Origin of the sequence: Corynebacterium sp. Marseille-P3884, from assembly GCF_017942225.1 — a bacterium.
Taxonomy (GTDB): Bacteria; Actinomycetota; Actinomycetes; order Mycobacteriales; family Mycobacteriaceae; genus Corynebacterium.
In genome coordinates this window covers 58,708-76,110 of the sequence record NZ_JAGKSD010000010.1, presented here as the reverse complement: position 1 = coordinate 76,110, position 17,403 = coordinate 58,708, and the positions used below count along the sequence as shown (strand labels likewise).

At 63.7% G+C, this 17,403-nt stretch carries 20 protein-coding genes; 11 read left to right on the top strand and 9 right to left on the bottom strand.

Annotated features, from left to right (window positions below):
* Positions 1–2 precede the first annotated feature (2 nt).
* Both raiA and secA read left to right on the top strand, forming a co-directional pair.
* Positions 3–686 carry a ribosome-associated translation inhibitor RaiA gene (raiA, locus tag J5Y21_RS07625; RefSeq protein WP_210574153.1) on the top strand — a complete coding sequence of 228 codons (684 nt, stop codon included), beginning with the start codon at positions 3–5 and terminating at the stop codon, positions 684–686.
* Positions 687–911: 225 nt separating this feature from the next.
* Positions 912–3,458: a preprotein translocase subunit SecA gene (secA, locus tag J5Y21_RS07620; protein WP_210574152.1), complete on the top strand. Its 2,547-nt coding sequence runs from the start codon at positions 912–914 to the stop codon at positions 3,456–3,458.
* Between the two features lie 9 nt (positions 3,459–3,467).
* On the opposite strand, the gene J5Y21_RS07615 is transcribed toward secA, so the two are convergent.
* Positions 3,468–3,851: a hypothetical protein gene (locus J5Y21_RS07615; RefSeq protein ID WP_210574151.1), complete on the bottom strand. Its 384-nt coding sequence runs from the start codon at positions 3,849–3,851 to the stop codon at positions 3,468–3,470.
* A gap of 155 nt (positions 3,852–4,006) precedes the next feature.
* Here J5Y21_RS07615 and J5Y21_RS07610 point away from each other — a divergent pair, with 155 nt between their 5' ends.
* Both J5Y21_RS07610 and J5Y21_RS07605 read left to right on the top strand, forming a co-directional pair.
* A complete protein-coding gene (locus J5Y21_RS07610) occupies positions 4,007–4,468 on the top strand; it encodes an HAD family hydrolase (protein ID WP_349236969.1) in 462 nt (153 codons plus the stop codon).
* Positions 4,468–4,962 carry a hypothetical protein gene (locus J5Y21_RS07605; RefSeq protein WP_210574150.1) on the top strand — a complete coding sequence of 165 codons (495 nt, stop codon included), beginning with the start codon at positions 4,468–4,470 and terminating at the stop codon, positions 4,960–4,962. Before J5Y21_RS07610 ends, J5Y21_RS07605 begins: the two co-directional genes overlap by 1 nt.
* 103 nt (positions 4,963–5,065) lie before the next feature.
* On the opposite strand, the gene J5Y21_RS07600 is transcribed toward J5Y21_RS07605, so the two are convergent.
* The 4 genes from J5Y21_RS07600 to aroA all read right to left on the bottom strand — a co-directional run bounded on the left by J5Y21_RS07600 (position 5,066) and on the right by aroA (position 8,944).
* The gene (locus J5Y21_RS07600) at positions 5,066–6,202 is read right to left on the bottom strand and encodes an MFS transporter (protein ID WP_210574149.1); all 1,137 of its coding nucleotides are present in this window, start codon (positions 6,200–6,202) and stop codon (positions 5,066–5,068) included.
* A complete protein-coding gene (locus J5Y21_RS07595; protein ID WP_210574148.1) occupies positions 6,199–6,525 on the bottom strand; it encodes a helix-turn-helix domain-containing protein in 327 nt (108 codons plus the stop codon). The genes J5Y21_RS07600 and J5Y21_RS07595 overlap by 4 nt, the downstream gene beginning before the upstream one ends.
* 129 nt (positions 6,526–6,654) lie before the next feature.
* Positions 6,655–7,671, bottom strand: a complete 1,017-nt coding sequence (gene rsgA, locus J5Y21_RS07590; RefSeq protein ID WP_210574146.1) for a ribosome small subunit-dependent GTPase A — start codon at positions 7,669–7,671, stop codon at positions 6,655–6,657.
* On the bottom strand, positions 7,664–8,944 hold the full coding sequence (gene aroA, locus J5Y21_RS07585) for a 3-phosphoshikimate 1-carboxyvinyltransferase (protein WP_210574145.1): 1,281 nt from the start codon (positions 8,942–8,944) through the stop codon (positions 7,664–7,666). Before aroA ends, rsgA begins: the two co-directional genes overlap by 8 nt.
* A gap of 34 nt (positions 8,945–8,978) precedes the next feature.
* On the opposite strand from aroA, the gene J5Y21_RS07580 reads away from it, so the two are divergent.
* On the top strand, positions 8,979–9,680 hold the full coding sequence (locus tag J5Y21_RS07580; RefSeq protein WP_210574144.1) for an SOS response-associated peptidase: 702 nt from the start codon (positions 8,979–8,981) through the stop codon (positions 9,678–9,680).
* Between the two features lie 5 nt (positions 9,681–9,685).
* On the opposite strand, the gene ybaK is transcribed toward J5Y21_RS07580, so the two are convergent.
* On the bottom strand, positions 9,686–10,156 hold the full coding sequence (ybaK, locus tag J5Y21_RS07575; protein ID WP_210574143.1) for a Cys-tRNA(Pro) deacylase: 471 nt from the start codon (positions 10,154–10,156) through the stop codon (positions 9,686–9,688).
* A gap of 45 nt (positions 10,157–10,201) precedes the next feature.
* Between ybaK and J5Y21_RS07570 the strand changes: the two genes are divergently transcribed.
* Positions 10,202–10,777, top strand: a complete 576-nt coding sequence (locus J5Y21_RS07570; protein WP_210574141.1) for a sigma-70 family RNA polymerase sigma factor — start codon at positions 10,202–10,204, stop codon at positions 10,775–10,777.
* Positions 10,777–11,031 (top strand): anti-sigma factor, encoded by a 255-nt coding sequence (locus tag J5Y21_RS07565; protein ID WP_210574140.1) that lies wholly within the window; start codon positions 10,777–10,779, stop codon positions 11,029–11,031. Before J5Y21_RS07570 ends, J5Y21_RS07565 begins: the two co-directional genes overlap by 1 nt.
* A gap of 261 nt (positions 11,032–11,292) precedes the next feature.
* Here the strand turns inward: J5Y21_RS07565 and J5Y21_RS07560 are convergent, their stop codons facing one another.
* Positions 11,293–11,550 carry a WhiB family transcriptional regulator gene (locus tag J5Y21_RS07560; RefSeq protein WP_076599812.1) on the bottom strand — a complete coding sequence of 86 codons (258 nt, stop codon included), beginning with the start codon at positions 11,548–11,550 and terminating at the stop codon, positions 11,293–11,295.
* A gap of 564 nt (positions 11,551–12,114) precedes the next feature.
* On the opposite strand from J5Y21_RS07560, the gene J5Y21_RS07555 reads away from it, so the two are divergent.
* Positions 12,115–12,603, top strand: coding sequence for a hypothetical protein (locus tag J5Y21_RS07555; RefSeq protein WP_210574139.1), 489 nt, complete (start codon positions 12,115–12,117; stop codon positions 12,601–12,603).
* A gap of 231 nt (positions 12,604–12,834) precedes the next feature.
* Here the strand turns inward: J5Y21_RS07555 and J5Y21_RS07550 are convergent, their stop codons facing one another.
* Positions 12,835–14,055 carry a hypothetical protein gene (locus tag J5Y21_RS07550; protein WP_210574138.1) on the bottom strand — a complete coding sequence of 407 codons (1,221 nt, stop codon included), beginning with the start codon at positions 14,053–14,055 and terminating at the stop codon, positions 12,835–12,837.
* Positions 14,052–15,383, bottom strand: a complete 1,332-nt coding sequence (locus J5Y21_RS07545) for a DEAD/DEAH box helicase (RefSeq protein ID WP_210574137.1) — start codon at positions 15,381–15,383, stop codon at positions 14,052–14,054. The genes J5Y21_RS07550 and J5Y21_RS07545 overlap by 4 nt, the downstream gene beginning before the upstream one ends.
* Positions 15,384–15,472: 89 nt before the next feature.
* On the opposite strand from J5Y21_RS07545, the gene J5Y21_RS07540 reads away from it, so the two are divergent.
* Genes J5Y21_RS07540 through J5Y21_RS07530 form a run of 3 tightly spaced genes read left to right on the top strand, consistent with a single transcriptional unit; the run spans position 15,473 to position 17,402 of the window.
* Positions 15,473–15,697: a DUF3107 domain-containing protein gene (locus J5Y21_RS07540; protein ID WP_210574136.1), complete on the top strand. Its 225-nt coding sequence runs from the start codon at positions 15,473–15,475 to the stop codon at positions 15,695–15,697.
* 44 nt (positions 15,698–15,741) lie between these two features.
* Entirely contained in the window at positions 15,742–16,656 is a 915-nt protein-coding gene (locus J5Y21_RS07535) for a DUF3152 domain-containing protein (RefSeq protein WP_210574167.1), read from the top strand.
* Positions 16,657–16,670: 14 nt separating this feature from the next.
* The gene (locus J5Y21_RS07530) at positions 16,671–17,402 is read left to right on the top strand and encodes a hypothetical protein (RefSeq protein WP_210574166.1); all 732 of its coding nucleotides are present in this window, start codon (positions 16,671–16,673) and stop codon (positions 17,400–17,402) included.
* Position 17,403 lies beyond the last annotated feature (1 nt).

Sequence of the window (17,403 nt, the reverse complement as noted above, 5' to 3'; positions counted from 1 at the left end):
AGATGACCTCTGCAAACGAGAACAAGAACGAAGCCCTGAGCCCCGCCGCACAGGTGACCATCACGGGCCGCAACGTCGAAGTTCCGGAGCACTTCCAGGAGCGCGTGAATGGCAAGCTGGCCAAGATCGAAAAGCTCGATCCGACGTTGACCTTCTTCCACGTTGAGCTGCAGCACGAGCCGAACCCGCGCCGTGAAGCGCAGGCCAACCGTATCCAGATCACCGCGACGGGCAAGGGCCACCTTGCCCGCGCCGAGGCCAAGGAAGACAGCTTCTACGCTGCACTCGAATCCGCGATCGGCAAGATGGAGCGCTCCCTGCGCAAGGTGAAGGTCCGCCGCGAGATCTCCATGGGCGGCCACCGCAAGCCGAAGTCCACCGGCGAGATCGCAGCCGAGCTCGCCGCAGAGGCAGAGCAGGCACGCGCCAAGGAGAACCAGGAGCAGCCCGCCGACCCGTACGCAGCGCAGATCGAGGATCAGCTGCCGGGCCAGGTCGTGCGCACCAAGGAGCACCCGGCCACCCCGATGAGCGTGGATGCCGCGCTGTCCGAGATGGAGCTGGTGGGCCACGACTTCTACTTGTTCATCAATGAGGAGACCTCTCGCCCGTCCGTGGTGTACCGCCGCCACGCGTACGACTACGGCTTGATCACCCTCGTGCCTGAGGAGGGCGCGGACAACTAGTCCCAGCCCCGCTGACCGCTTGCCCGTTTCCCCGCACCAAGTGCTGGGGGAGCGGGCAGCAGCGTTTTCACAGCTTTCTGCCAGGACAACTGCACGCCTGAAAGTGGTTGCAAACATGCGCGTGCGTACAATGGCGGTTTGAATAACGAGCAGAGTTGTTGCGTTGACTAAGCGCCCTAGCTCTCGCTTACGCCCGATGTATCCAACCGAAAAAGGAAGCACAACGTGTTCGGACTGTCCAAGCTGCTGCGCGCCGGCGAAGGCCGCACAGTAAAGCGCCTTTCCAAGATCGCGGACGACGTTCTCGCTCTGGAGGACGATTACGCCGCGTTGACCGACGAAGAGCTCAAGGCTAAGACCGAGGAGTTCAAGGAAGCGCTTGCGGACGGCAAGTCCATGGATGACATCCTGCTCGACGCATTCGCTACCGCGCGTGAGGCGTCGTGGCGCGTGCTTGGCCAGAAGCACTACAAGGTTCAGGTCATGGGCGGTGCCGCTTTGCACTTCGGCTCCGTCGCCGAGATGAAGACCGGTGAGGGCAAGACCCTGACCTCCGTGCTCCCGGCGTACCTCAACGGCCTGGAGGGCAAGGGCGTCCACATCGTCACCGTCAACGACTACCTGGCCAAGCGCGACGCGGAGATGATGGGCCGTGTCCACCGCTTCTTAGGTCTCGAGGTCGGCGTGATCCTGTCTGAGATGCGCCCGCCGGAACGCAAGCAGGCCTATGCCGCTGACATCACCTACGGCACCAATAACGAGCTCGGCTTCGATTACCTGCGCGACAACATGACCAAGTCGGTGGATGACATGGTCCAGCGCGGCCACAACTTCGCCATCGTGGACGAGGTCGACTCGATTCTTATCGACGAAGCGCGTACCCCGCTGATCATTTCCGGACCGGTCGACGGTTCGAGCCAGTTCTACACCGTCTTCTCCCAGTTGGCGCCCCGCATGCGCGAGGGCATCCACTACGAAGTGGACCAGCGTAAGCGTACCGTCGGCGTTTCCGAGGAAGGCGTTGAGTTCGTCGAGGACCAGCTCGGCATCGACAACCTCTACGCACCGGAGAACTCCCAGCTGGTCAGCTACCTCAATAACGCGCTGAAGGCCAAGGAGCTCTTCGAGCGCGACAAGGACTACATCATCCGCAAGGGCGAGGTCCTCATCGTCGACTCGTTCACCGGCCGTATCCTGCCGGGCCGCCGCTACAACGAGGGCATGCACCAGGCCATCGAGGCCAAAGAGGGCGTGGAGATCAAGAACGAGAACCAGACCCTAGCCACGGTCACGCTGCAGAACTACTTCCGTCTCTACGACAAGCTCGCTGGCATGACCGGTACCGCCGAGACTGAGGCAGCGGAGCTCAACCAGATCTACAAGCTCGGTGTCGTGGCTATTCCGCCGAATAAGCCGAATATCCGCCAGGACAAGGATGACCTGATCTACAAGACGCAGGAAGCGAAGTTCGCTGCCGTCGCAGAGGACATCGCCGAGCACGTGGAGAACGGCCAGCCGGTCCTCGTGGGCACCACGTCCGTCGAGCGTTCCGAGTACCTCTCCCAGCTGCTGGCACGCAAGGGCATCAAGCACAACGTCCTCAACGCGAAGCACCACGAGGAAGAGGGCCGCATCATCGCCGAGGCGGGTTTGCCCGGCAATGTCACGGTGTCCACCAACATGGCTGGCCGCGGTACCGATATCGTGCTGGGCGGCAACCCGGAAGTCTTGCTAGATGCCAAGCTCAAGGAGCAGGGCCTCGACCCGTTCGAGGACGAAGAGGCGTACCAGGACGCGTGGGACGAGCAGCTTCCGGCGGCGAAGGAGCGCTCCAAGCAGCTTGGCGACGAGGTGCGTGAGGCCGGCGGCCTGTACGTCATCGGTACTGAGCGCCACGAGTCCCGCCGCATCGACAACCAGCTCCGCGGCCGTTCTGGCCGTCAGGGCGACCCGGGCGAGACCCGCTTCTACCTCTCCATGCGCGACGACCTGATGGTCCGCTTCGTTGGCGCGTCCATGGAGAACATGATGAACCGCCTCAACGTCCCGGACGATGTGCCGATCGAGGCTGGCATGGTCTCCCGCTCCATCAAGGGCGCGCAGTCCCAGGTGGAGAACCAGAACTTCGAGACCCGTAAGAACGTCCTCAAGTACGACGAGGTGCTCAACGAGCAGCGCAAGGTCGTCTACCGCGAGCGCCTGGAGATCCTCGAGTCGAAGGACATCAAGGACCAGATCCGCAGCATGATCGATGACACCATCGGCGCGTACGTCGACGGTGCCACGTACGACGGCTACGTCGAGGACTGGGACTTGGACGAGCTGTGGAATGCGCTCGATTCGCTGTACGGCCCGACGGTCACACCGCAGGAGCTTATCGACGGCTCTGAGTACGGCTCGCCCGGCGAGCTCACCTCTTCCCAGCTGCGTCAGGCAGTGCTCGATGATGCACACGAGTCCTACGACAAGCTCGAGGACAATGTCATCTCCATCGGCGGCGAAGACCAGATGCGCAATGTGGAGCGCATGGTGATCCTGCCGATCATCGACACCAAGTGGCGCGAGCACCTCTACGAGATGGATTACCTCAAGGAGGGCATCGGCCTGCGCGCGATGGCCCAGCGCGATCCTTTGGTCGAGTACCAGAAGGAGGGCGGCGACATGTTCAACGCCATGAACGACGGCGTGAAGGAAGAGACCGTCCGCCAGCTGTTCATGCTGCGCAAGCAGTTCGAGCAGCAGGAGCAGCAGCCGACGACCGAGCAGGCCTAGGCGGCGCCATCACAGCACTCGGAAGGACACGAGGCGTCCGGCGTTGACGCGCGCTACCCAGGCGTAGCGCGCGCCTGCGGCTTCGGCTGTCCCGTAGAATTCCTGGCCGCGCCGCCGGCTCGTGGATACTTTGACCACCCCGGGCGGCAGTCCGCCGATGCGGCGCGCCCGGACATACGTCCGCACCATCGGCGCGAAGGTGCGTGCTTGCAGCGCTTTGAGGTCCCGAATACCAAAGGCCGCATCGAGCGCGACCCGGATGAGCGGTGAGAATGTCGGTGACTCGCCGGCCATTGCGCCGGCTTTGCCGGATACAGGCGGCGGTGCTGCGCGTCTGCCTGGTGCAGGCAGCAGCACTTTCATGTGCGTGAGACCGGGAACGGGGTAATACATCTATCTAGCCTCCTAGTGTGTGTGCGTGCGCCAGCGAGAACAGATCTTTGAAAATTCAGTGTTCCGCGGCGCTTCACCCCAGGGGCAGACGCGGCGTGGGCTAGGTAGTATTGTGCCGGAATCCGGACCGGTTGTCTTTGAAAACCGGCCGTGTGATGTCTACTGAAGTAGACAATGAAGAACAAAGCGAGGAAACGAGGTCGTTGATGCAGGGTTTGATTATCGATTATGCCGGCGTGCTCGACGTGGACGGCGAGGACGTGAAGCGCTGGCAGACGCTGCTAGCAGAGCTCAAGGCCAACGAGATCAGCACCGCTATCCTGTCCAATGACCCGGGCGGCCCGGAGGCGGACGCCATCCGCGAATGGGAGTTCCGCGGCCACGTCGACGCTGTGATCCTCTCCGGCGAGGTCGGCGCGGAAAAGCCGGAAAAGGCCGCATTTCAGGCTGCCGCCGATGCAATCGGCATGCCGTTGGAGGATTGCACGATGATCGACGACGACATCCTCAACGTCCGTGGCGCTGTGGAAGCGGGCCTCATCGGCATCTTGCACACCGCATTCGACCGCACTGTGGTGGAAATTCAGTCCCTCTACGGCATCGAGGGCGAGTTCTAGTGCGCGTCTACATTCCCGCCACCTTCGCGATGCTCAAGGAGCTCGACGCTGAGGGCACCATTCATGCCCGTAGCGGCTGGGGTTTCGCCGCCACACCCGCGCTGGTCGAGTTCTTCACCTCCGGCGACGAGGAAGAGATCGAGGCCGTCGCATTCGACGATGCCGCGCTGGCCTCCCTGCGCCTGCTCGCCATCGGCGACGAGCCGGATTTCCCGCACCGCCGCGTGGTCATCTCCGCCGACGTCGAGGCCGTCCCGCAGCCCGATATGGGTGAGTCCGTGGTCAAACTGTCCGAGGCCATCAACCGCGAGGATGTCGCCGCAATCCATGTCGACATCGCCGCTGCCGAAGAAGCCACCAAAAAAGCCACTGAGCTTATCGACGCCGCCGATCTCGGCGACCATGATGCCGAACTCGCCGTGGGCGACGCTCAGGACAACTACCTGGCGTTCTACCACCCGGACGAGCTGTCCTTCTTGGTCGAGTTGCTCTAGCTCTGCTGACGGGGCACGTTGGTGAAACGCGAGAAGGGAACTTGGCTCCCGTAGACCGTGTGGGGCTGGTGGCGTTAGCTGAATGCGACGTTGGGATGCACGTCTACGACTCGGAATCCATGCGCTGCCGAGCAAGCTGGCAGAGCAGTGCGACCGCTGCAAGTGCCGCCGCGGAACCACACAGCATCGCCGGCGTCGCATGCGCAGCGACCAACAGTGAGCCAATGACCGCACCCAGCGCCGAGCCCAAATAGTTCGCCGACGCATTCGCAGCCACCGCCGTAGCGCCATCAGCAGGATTCGTCTGGAGCAGTACATGCTGCTGGGGTGCGAGAGAAGCCCAACCGCACAGTCCCCAGACGAAAAGACTGACCACCACGATCCCAGGGACCTGCCCCAGAGTCATACCGACTAGCGCACAGGTGAGGCCAATGAGGATGAGAGCGCTAAGCCGCAGCGGATTACACCTGTCCACGAAACGCCCGATGCCCAACGCTCCGACCGCTCCACCGAGCCCCCAAACCCAAATTGCCATGGTCTGATGCGACGCAAGGCTTCCCGCGGACAGTACGACGGTCAGGTAGGTGTAAAGCCCCAGAGAAGCGCAGCCGGTCAGTAGCGTTACCGTGACCGTGAGAAGATTCTTCGGGCGGGCGATGGACCTCAACCGGTCTGCAGCGCCAGAGGCCGCGATCGTTGGCAGTTCCCCGCCGCGCAGCGTTATTCCGGTCAGTGCAGCACCACCGATGACCACGATCAACAGGAACGCGGCACGCCAACCCCACTGTTGCGCCAGGGCCAGACCGATCGGCACTCCGAACACAGTACCTACTGCCAAGCCGGCAAGAACCAAAGCCAGTGCACGCCCCCGACGATGTTGCCCCACGAGCTCTGCGGCAACTGCGGACGACAGTGGTGAGTACACGCCCGCTGCCACGCCAGCCGCCACTCGAGACCCCAGGAAAAGCCACACTGTCGGCGACAGGGCCGTAGCCAAGTTCGCAACGGTGAACACAAGTATGGCGATGACCAGGCTACGCCGGGACTGCTGTCCGGCTCGCCCGGCCAGCAGAGGCCCAGCGATCGCGTAGGAGCCTGTGAAGGCCGCAACGCCCAGTCCGACAGTAGCTTCCCGTGCACCCAGCGATGAGGCGATGGCAGGAAGTAGACCTGCGACGACGTAGGCATCCAGGCCGAGCGCGACGCTCCCCAACACGAAGGGCCACAGCCTGTTCATCATTCCTTATCCACCTCGGAACCTGTGTTGGCGATAACAGCAGCGAGCACACCGGGGAACAACTGATCCAGATCGTCGCGCCGCAATCGGATCAGACACGCGCGTCCCTCACCCCGGGTCCACGTCACTCCAGCCTCACGCAGCATGCGTGTGTGGTAGGTCAGCGTCGATCGAGGCAGATCGTCTGCGAGCCCGCGACTGTCGTGTTCCTGCCCGTCGGCTAGCCGATGGATCATCTCTAGCCGAGTGGGGTCGCTCAAGGCAGCTAGCACCTTGGCCAAAGTGATTTCATCGGATTTCGGGTGCTGGTACTCGCGCGGTGACATTGAACCTCCAAAAATCATGCAGTAATTCCTGCATGATAACCGTGCAAGAATTACTGCACAAACTTAAAGGCTGTCTGAACCTCAACCAACGTCCACGATCAGTTCATCTAGCTGGCCTAATACCAGTCGTTAGTCATAGGTTGTTTCGTTGATCCGCAGCGCCACCAGCAGGCGACGCACGGCTTGGACACGCCGTCCGATGACGGAGTCCGGGTCGAAGTCATCCCACGCGCACTCGGGATCCGCCGGGGGGCCGGCGTGCGTGCAGCCGCGCGGGCAGCGCTCAGCCGCCTCCGCCAAATCCGGGAATGGCTCGATCACCTGGTCCGGTGAGACATGCGCCAGGCCGAAGGACCTGATGCCGGGGGTGTCGATGATCCAGCCGTGGCTATCCGGCAATTCCAGTGCCACCGACTGAGTGGACGTGTGACGGCCCTTGCCTACGCCGGAGACTTCGCCCGTCTCGCGGTTGGCATCCGGGACGATGCGGTTGACCAGCGTCGACTTACCCACGCCGGAATGGCCGATGACTGCGGAGAGGCGGCCGTCGATACGCCCCAGCAACGCTGCGATATCGTCGTCGATGCCTGTGCGCAGCACCTCCACGTCGAGGTCCGCGAGCTCTTTCTCGAACTCGCTGGGGTCCGCCAAATCCGATTTGGTCAGGCAGACCACGGGGGTGACACCGCCGACGAATGCGGCGACGAGCGCGCGCTCCACGAAGCCCGTGCGCGGCGGGGGATCGGCGACAGCGCAGACGATCAGCAGGATCTCCGCATTGGCCACGACGATCCGCTCGTACGGGTCCGTGTCGTCGGCGGTGCGGCGCAGCTCGGAGGTGCGCTCCTCGCGCTTGACGATGCGGGCGAGCGTGTCCTTCACCCCGCTGGTGTCGCCCACGACGCCGACGCGGTCGCCGACCTCGATCGACGTGCGCCCCAGCTCGCGGGCGCGCATGCACACCACGCGCGTGCCGTCCTCCAGCACGACGCCCCAGCGGCCGCGGTCCTTCGTGATCACCAAGCCCACGACTGCATCTTTGTGCTTCGGGCGGTCTTTCGACCGCGGGCGCGAGCCCTTGCCCGGCCGGACCTTCACATCCGATTCGTCGTAGCTGGAGAAGTCCCGTCCGCCGCGCCTAGCCATGCAGCATGTCCGTCCACATCGTCTCAAAGCCTGGCAGCGTCTTCGCCGTGGTGCCGATGTCCTCGACTTCCACGCCCTCGGTGGTCAGCCCGATGATCGCGCCGGCGGTGGCCATGCGGTGGTCGGCGTAGGAATGCCAGGTTCCCCCGTGCAAGGCAGCGGGGGTGATGCGCAGGCCGTCGTCAAGCTCTCCGCACTGGCCGCCGAGCGCCGTGATCTCCGCGGTGAGCGCCGCCAGCCGGTCCGTCTCGTGCCCGCGCAGGTGCGCGATGCCCGTCAGCTCGCTCGGTGTGGCTGCCTGCGTGGCCAGCGCCGCGACCGTCGGGGCGAGCTCGCCGATATCGCCCATATCCAGCTCAATGCCCTGCAGCTCACCGGGCTTCGGGCCCGTGACGGTGAGCGTCTTGTCCGTTTCTTCGCCACTCATGCGCACGTCGCAGCCCATGTTTGTCAGGATGTCCCGGATGACGTCGCCGGCCTGGTTCGTCGTGGTCGGCCAGTGCGGTACGCTCACCGTTCCGCCGGTGACAGCCGCCGCAGCCAAAAACGGCGTGGCATTGGACAGATCCGGTTCGATTACCCACGTGCCGCCCTTGATCGGGCCCGGGCGCACGAGCCACTCCGTCAGACTGGATTCGACCTCCACGCCGGCGGCGCGCACCATCTCCACAGTCATCTCGATGTGCGGTGTCGACGGCACCCGCTCGCCGGTGTGCACGATGTGGAGGCCTTCGTCGAAACGCGCGCCCGCGAGCAGGAGAGCCGAGACGAACTGCGAGCTTTTCGACGCATCCATCTCGATCCGTCCTCCCTTCGCCGACCCCGTTCCGTTGACGGTGTAGGGGAGGGCGGTGCCTTCAACGTCCACTCCCGCATCGCGGAGCGCGTCGAGCACTGTTGCTACCGGGCGGACCCGCGCTTGCTCATCGCCGTCGACGTGGACCGCGCCGTTCGCGAATGCTGCGACTGCCGGAATGAAACGCATGACCGTTCCCGCGAGACCGCAGTCGACTGTGCCGCCCGTGAGCGTGCCCGGCGTGGCCGTGAGCGTGTCGCCGTCGAGCGTGAATTTCACGCCCATGGCTTCGAGCGCACCCTGCATCAAATCCGTGTCGCGCGAACGCAGTGCGCCCACGAGCATGCTCGGTTCGCTGGCAAGAGCAGCGAGGACATACGCCCGGTTGGTGATCGACTTTGAGCCGGGCACCAGCACAGTGCTGGTGAACGGCTCGGGGTGAAACGGCGCTGGCCACAATTGCGTCATGCGGGCCATCCTACCGAGCTAGCCGCGGGCATAATGGGAAGGCATGTGCGGACGTTTCGTTCTCTTCACCACCGGCGACGACCTGATCGCGGCCGTCGGCACGCTGCCTGGCGTGACCGAAGTGCTCGCGCCGGACGGCACCCCGCCGCCGCGCTACAACATTGGGCCTACGCAGCAAGTGCCCCTGATCCGCGTCGACGGCGCTGAAGCCCAGATCGACTCTGCCCGTTGGGGCCTTCTCCCCACCTGGAAGAAGGATGAGACCGGCCCGCCGCTGTTCAATGCCCGCGGCGAGACCGTCGCCGAGAAACCGTCGTTCCGTTCCGCCTTCACATCACGCCGCGGCCTGATGGTGCTCGACGGGTACTACGAGTGGAAAGCCGATGCCAGTACGAAGACCGGCAAACAGCCGTATTTCGTACAGCCGGAGGAGGGGCTGCTCTACGCTGCCGCGCTGTGGGAGACCGGGCTGGACAAACTCTCCACCACGATGGTCACCACTGACGCCACCGATAATATGTCGTGGCTGCACCACCGCCTCCCGCTCTTCCTGCGGCCTGAGGAAATCGAGCAGTGGGTGCACGGTTCACCGGAGGAGGCACTCGAACTGGTCCACCCCTCCCGCGTCGCCGATCAGCTGCAGTGGCGCCCGGCCGCGCAGGAAGTGGGCAATATCCGCAATGAATACGCCGAGCTCACCGGCGACGGCCCGATGAGCACAGAGCCAGTGGGGCCAGTGGGGTAGGAGTGCTACTCAGCCGCGATATCCGCGAACTGAGCACTGCATAGTTCAGCCAGATCAGTCGGCGACATCGCGATGGACAAACCACGCTGGCCCGCCGAGACGGTGATGGTGTCGGTGCGGGCGACGGAGGCGTCGATAAGCGTGCTTAATTGCTGTTTCGTGCCGAGCGGCGAGATGCCTCCCACGATGTACCCCGTGAGGCGCTGCGCCACCTTCGGGTCCGCCATCTCCGCGTTCTTCCAGCCCAGCGCTTTCGCCGCATGCTTGAGCGACAGGTGGCCAGCGACCGGCACGCAACAGACCGCGTACTCGCGCTCGTGGTGGATGACCAGCGTCTTCAGCGTCTGCGCGGCATCGAGTCCCAGCTGCTCCACCGCATGCTCCCCGAAATGGTCCGTGCCCGCGGTGTAGTTGAGCACCTCGTGGTCCACTCCAGCTTGTTTGAGGGCTTCCAATGCCTGAGTCTTCGCTGCCATAGGCGCCAAGCCTAGCGCTCGCTGATCACCGCTAAGATGGCACCCATGGCCCACACCGATCTCGAACAGCGCTTCACCGAGGAGGCGATGCCGCTGCTGGACCAGCTCTACGGCGGCGCGCTGCGCATGACGCGCAACCCACAAGACGCTGAAGACCTGGTGCAAGAGACTTACCTCAAGGCCTACAAAGCGTTCGACTCCTTCAAAGAAGGTACGAACCTCAAAGCGTGGTTGTACCGGATCATGACGAACACGTACATCAACTCGTACCGGAAGAAGCAGCGCCGCCCGATCGAGACCTCCGCCGAGGATGTCACCGACCGCCAGCTGTACACCACCAGCTCGCACGACTCGACCGGTCTGCAATCCGCCGAGGTTGAGGCGCTGAAGAACCTGCCGGATGCGCAAATCGCCGAAGCCATGAACTCGCTGAGCGACGACTACCGCATGGTCGTCTATTACGCCGATGTCGAAGGCCTGGCGTACAAAGAAATCGCCGAAGTCATGGACATTCCGCTCGGCACAGTCATGTCGCGGCTCCACCGGGGAAGAAAACAGCTCCGCGAACTGTTGAAAGATGTGGCGAACGAACAAGGTATTGGTCTGGAGGAGCAGAAATAATGGGCGACTGCAATATCGAACCAGCACGCGCACACGCGCTACTCTGCGAATACTTCGATACCGACACCCCTGCGGCGCGAGTTACCGAGATCTGCGAGATCATCCAGACCTGCCCCGAAAGCTTTGCCTGGCTCAAATCCGAGACTGAGATCCGCCAGATCGTCCGCCGCTGCAACTGCCAGGACCAAGCACCTGAGGGCCTGCGTCAACGCATTGTGCAGTCCATTTCGATCACTTACCGGCGATACGAGTAGCTGCTAGGTGTAAAACCAAAGAACTCCTCCCCACCTTGTATTCGGTGGGGAGGAGATCTTGTATGCGCTCAACTCTTAGGAGTTGGGGCGCTTGCCGCGGTTAGCGCTCTTCTTGCGGCGGTCCTTGCGCTTACGACCACGCTTGCTCATAACGACCTCCTTGGGCCAAAGATACGGAACTGATCTAACTGTCAGTCCACTTTATCGGGCACCGGCCCGGCAGCGGTAATTGGTCCGCTTTTGGGCCGGTTCGCGCGTGGATTAAGCAGAGACGCGCTGACGGTTGCGCTGCTTGTTGCGACGCTTGAGGGCGCGGCGCTCCTCCTCGGACAGGCCGCCCCAGACGCCGGCATCCTGGCCGGTTTCCAGAGCCCACTTCAGGCACTGGGAGGTGACGGGGCAGCGGTGGCACACAAGCTTGGCCTGTGCGATCTGGGACAGTGCGGGGCCGGAGTTACCGACCGGGAAGAACAGTTCGGGGTCTTCGTCGCGGCAAATTGCTTCGTGGCGCCAATCCATGGTGATCAGTCTCCTTCTGGGTCTTCGGGTAGGTAGTGCGTCGGATGTCGAGAAATGTCATGAAGCGTGCACACCACTAACAAGCCCGTCGACAGGCGCAGGAATGAATGCGCGCACGGCGGCGCGACAATGAAACCTGGCTTGGGTCAGGGTTTGCGCAAGCAGATGATTTCCGGCGATGAGCGGGCGGTGTTCCCGGTGGCTTCGGGACCCCGTCTTCCGTTTACCGGAACTTAACTCCGTGGTGGCTTGGAGTTAGTGGCTAGGTAACTAGCTCTTTATTTTTGCTACCCGAGAATAATGACACGTTTACATACATCCCGCTAGGGGTAAACGCCAAATTGTGACCGGAATCATAATTTCTCCGCGGTTTTCATCTGTTTCGGGGGCTTGCGGGGCGGTGAGTGGGGGAGTTCTGTGTCTGCTGAAAATAGCGTGAACAGGGCATATCAAGCAATGCTGTGAGATGTGACCGGACGCACTACGTCAAATCGTCTGTTGTGTGGGGCTGGCCACAGGAGCGGGGTTTCGGGTGCGCGGCGGCCGTGGCTTTAGGATGAAGGCGTGAATGCGAACGCCCCGGAACCGAAGAAGAACCTGCCCAGCCCTGAAGCCGCCCGTGCGACGGCGGAAGCACCCGCGCTAATGAAGGCGGCGGCCGTGATGGCCGTGCTCGAAGGCATTGTGGCGATCGGCTACGGCATTTACCTGGCGTATGTGCAGATCACCAATGGTGCCGACGAATCCCTCGTCCAGTCCGAGACGTCCGCCTTCGCCTTGGTCGGCGTCGGCACTGCGCTGTTCATCCTGTGCACATTCGGGCCCATGGCCTACGGCGGCATCAATATCCTGCGCGGCAACCAGTGGGGGCGCAGCATCATCGTGTTCATGAACGTGCTGCTGCTCGGCATCGCCTTCTACATGTTCATGGGCGGTGCGACGTCGATCGGCGTGATCACCCTCCTCGCCGCCGCGATCACGCTCGTGTGCGCGCTGCACCCAGTGTCCACCCAGTGGGCCACCGCCGCTTTTGATGCGCGGCGCGGTAAGTAGGGCTGGTTGTGGGTGAGCGGGCGCTGGTGGATGGACGCTGGTGAATCTGTTTACATTCGCGATATGCGTGGCTGGCTATAGTTCCTGCTCACAGCGTTTTCGCTCCTGCGCTGATCGGGCGGATATGTAAACAGATTCACCGTCGGTTGCGCGAGGGCTCCTTGCTCCCGGCGGTGGCGCGAGGAGGGGGCTCGCGGTGGCGCCCGGCGCGCTGAGCGAAGCGCGGGGCAGCTACTGCACGAGGTCGAGGACCGCGATCTCGGTGCCGCGCTTTTCAACGACGGTGGCGCCCGCGGAGGCGATGGAGACCGGGCCGGTGTAGCCGTGGCGGTCGACGGGGATGACGTGGTCGACGGATTGGGTATCCCAGTTGGCCACGGCGATGCCTTCGGCGGTGGGGTAGACGAGGCGGTCGCCGGCGCCGAAGCCGGTGCCGAGAGCGTCGGAGAAGATGGTGGTGACTTCGAGGGTTTCGGGGTCGAGAAGCATGAGATTCTGGCCGTCGAAGTAGCTCATGTGGTGCGGCAGATCGGCGACTTGGACGGTGGCGATCCCGATCGGCGAGTCGCTGAGCAGGTCAGACTGGGGCACCTGGGAGCTGGCCAGTTGGGTGCCGTCCTGTTTATAGGACGTGACCTTCGAGGATCCCGGGTCGTAGACGGCGGCGGCTTCCTGGCCCACGGCGACGAGGTAGGCATTGTCGGCGATCTCGACGGACTCGTGAAGCTCAGGCTTGCGGGAGTCCTCCGGGGTGGCCTTTTGCATGCGCAGCCAGGAGCCGTCCTCGCACTTCTCGGTGACGGCGAAGAATTCGGTGCGGGTCAGAGCGGAGGTGAGGGTGCAGCCCTCGTTGGGCTGAAAGTCCGGCTCCTGTGGGGCCTCGACTTCGCCGTATTCAACGGTGCGGACAAGGTCGTTGCGCCAGATCTCGGAGCGCGACGGGGCGGCATAGCCGACGCGGTCGTTCGAGGAGATCATGGCGACCTGCTCGGGTGCGATCGCGGAGCGGGTGTGGGAGTACTGGCCGGTCGTGGCTTTGATGGCCACCACATCGCCGCAGCCGATATTGGTGCGGTAGACGGCCACGACTTCATCCCATGCAGAGGCCATGCCGCACAATTCGGGGCCGCGGGTGTAGCTCCACTTCTCGTCGCCGTCCGGGGTGGATGCGGTGATGGTGCCGCTGTCTTTGTTGTAGGTGGCGATCATGCCGGCGACGGTGACAGGGCGCGGGTTGGGGGCGTCGTCGTGCAGGGTAGGGCCCTCGGAAAGATCATGCGGGGCGATGGCGAGTATCCCGCCGTTGGGGACCTCCTCAGCGGCGGGGGTGAGCTCGTCCTTGCGGATCGGCGCGGTGAAAAACGCGATGAGCAGGGCAAGAACAGACACGGCGGTGATGACGCCAGTGGCGATGAGGTCGCCGCGGGTGCGGCGTAGTGGAGCTTTGCTCACCGTCGCCTCCTCTTAGATCGGGATCGGGGCCGGGATTGGTTCCGGTCGGGACGGGAATCGCCGCGCTTTTTGCGCACGCCGTGAACGGGGCGGGCCGGGCCGACGTTAGAGCGGGCGTCCTCGGGAATATCGAGGGTGTCGCGCAGCTCCGGGGAGGTGGAGAACCACGTCGGGGGTTCAGGCGTGTCCAGTGAGAGCTCGTCATTGATCAGCTTCCACTTCGCGCCCTCATCGAAACCGACGAGGGTGACGGCGGTGCCGGTGCGGCCAGCGCGACCGGTGCGGCCGATGCGGTGCACGTAGGTCATCGGGTCGTCAGGAGTCTGGTAGTTGATCACGTGAGTGACATCGTCGACGTCGATGCCGCGGGCGGCGACATCGGTGGCCACGAGGATCTCCACGGTGCCGTTGCGGAAAGCCTCGAGGGAGCGCTCGCGGGCTTCCTGGCCCAAATCACCGTGAACGGAGCCGACGGGGAAGCCGCGGCCGGCCAGATCTTCGGCGACATCGGCGGCGGTGCGCTTCGTGCGGGTGAAAATGATGGTCTTGCCGCGGCCGTCGGCCTGCAGAATGCGGGCGGTGACCTCGGGTTTGTCCATCTTGTGGGAGCAGAACACGACCTGCTTGGTGGTGTCGTGCACCTGGGAGGACTCGGTGGCCTCAGCACGGATGTGCAGCGGCTTATTCATCATCGACCGTGCCAGGGTGAGGATCTGCCCCGGCATGGTGGCGGAGAAGAGCATCGTCTGCAGCGGCTGGTGCAGCGCAGCCCACAGTTTCTGGATGTCGGGGAGGAAACCCAGGTCGAGCATCTCGTCGGCTTCGTCGAGAACCAGAATCGCCACGTGGCTTAAGTCCAGATCGCCGCGCTGGTGAAGATCCAGAAGGCGGCCGGGAGTGCCGACGACGACGTCGACACCGTCGTTGAGGGCGGCGAGTTGCTCGTCGTAGGGGCGGCCGCCATAGATCGTCGATAAGCGAATCGGCGTGTTTTTCGCTGCGAGCGTGAGGTCCTCGCCCACCTGGACGGCGAGCTCGCGCGTGGGCGTGACCACGAGTGCGCGCGGGGTGCCGTCGAGCTCCTCGATAGCGGCGTCGTCGAAGACACGGTCCAGCAACGGGACGCCGAAAGCGAAAGTCTTGCCCATGCCCGTGCGGGCCTGGCCGATCAAATCCCGGCCGGTCAAGGCGATGGGGAGGGTGAGCTCCTGGATGGAAAAGACTCGCTCGATCCCGTTGTCCGCGAGCGCCCCGACGATCTCCGCGGCGACGCCGAGCTCGGCGAATGTCGGCGGCTGCTGGGGCTGCTGTACAGAACGATCGGGCACGTGAACATCTTAACTGCCCCTCGTTACAATATGACCATCGCCGGCGACGGCACGAAGAATAGAGCGAAAAGTAAAGGACGAAAAACAGCATGGAAATCAAGATCGGACTGGCTGACTCCCACCGCGAACTCTCCATTTCCTCCCCGAAGGGGCAGGACGAGATCCTCGGCGAAGTTACGCAGGCGATCGAGTCCGGCGCTCCGACTGTCTCCTTCGACGACGAGCGCGGCATGAAGTACGTCGTGCGCACCGAGCGCATCCTGTACGTCGAATTGGGCAACTCCACCCCGCGTGCTGTCGGCTTTTCCGGCTAAATGCACGATAGATTGAACGTATGACCTACCACCCCGACGGCCGCATGGACGGCGCTTACGAACCCGCCGCTGGCCACAGTGGGGCGGAGAAATCCGCGTTCGCGCGATTCGCCGATGCTTACGGTTGGCGCGCTTATGCCATCCCGGTGCTGGTGGTGGTGACTGCGTTGGTGATCTGGAGCATCGTCAACACTCCTGCGGGGGAGACTGTCGGGACGACCTCGCGCGGGACGGAGGGGATTGAGGACACCACCGACGAGCCGCGCGTGACGGTGCCGGACATGCCGGAAGGCCAGGTCGCGATGACGGAGCTTCCGCCCGGCGGCCCGTTCACCGAGCAGGGCAAGGGCACGTACCGGCCCGTTGGCTCGCTCGGCATGAATCACGGGAAGGGCGAGGAGAAGGTCGTGCGCTTTTCCACCGAGGTGGAAGACGGCATTGACACCACCACCTTCGGCGGCGACGATTCTTTCGCTGCGATGGTGGACGCCACTTTGTCGGATCCGCGCGGCTGGACGAACGATCCGCGATTCCGTTTCGAGCATGTCTCCTCGTCCGATGATCCGGACCTGCGCATCCAGCTGACCTCCGTGGGCACGACTCGTGAGACCTGCGGAGTTGATATCGGGCTCGAGACGTCCTGCCGTATCTATACGGAAGCGGACGGTGACCGGGTGATCGTCAACGAGTCCCGTTGGGTCCGCGGTGCCGCGCCGTATAACGGCGATTTGGGCATGTACCGCCAGTACTTGATCAACCACGAAGTGGGGCACGCGCTGGGCTACGCGGAGCACGAGCCATGCGGCGAGGACGGCAAGCTCGCCCCAGTGATGATGCAGCAGACGCTGAGCTTGAATAACAGGGAACTGTTCCAGCTCGCGCCGGAAGAGGTCTACCCGGATAACGACGACACATGCCGCGCCAACCCGTGGCCGTACCCGCGTCCGGCGACGGTATAGGGAGAGGCGTGTCGATGACGATTCCGGGGCATGTTCTAACGTCGTTCCAGGTCGATGAGTCGCGACCGCTCCCGCTTGGCCCGGAGTGGGGCAACGGGGTGCGTTTCGGTCGCATCGTCATTTCCGAAGCGCCCGCGCACGCCGCATGGTCGTCGAAAGTGCGGGAGAAAGTCACGGTTCCCGGCGTCCGCGTCGCCCGCCCGGTCCGCTCCACTGACGGCCGCTTCACGGTCGCGGGTTTCCACGCCACCGATTACGTCGAGGGCGAGCCGGGGCACCGCGTTGACGAGGCGATTTCCGCGGCTCTTCGGTTCGACGACGCCGTGTCCTATTTCCCCGCCCCCAAGCTCGAGCGCAACGACGTGTGGGCGCGCGCCGACCGCGCCGCGTGGAAGGGGCACCTTCCGCAAGGCAAGAAATTGCAGGTCGTGCACACCGATTTCCTCGCGTGCTGCCTCTTTTCCGGCTCACTGCCGCCCGCGCTCACCGATTTCGTCCCCGCCGACAGCGCGCGGCCTCACGGTTACAGCGCAGCGCTGACGCTTATCGACGGCCTCTTGGCCGACGCCGTCGACGATGCCGTGCTGAGCAGGTGGTCCCATGTGCCCGACTTGATATTCATGTGTGAGCGCGCACTTGATTACCGAGAGATTCTGAACAGGGAATTCGGCGGATCATCGAACATGAGTTCGAAGATTGAGCGTGTTCGGGGGCTGCTCGTGTCCGGGGCGGATGCCACACTGTAGG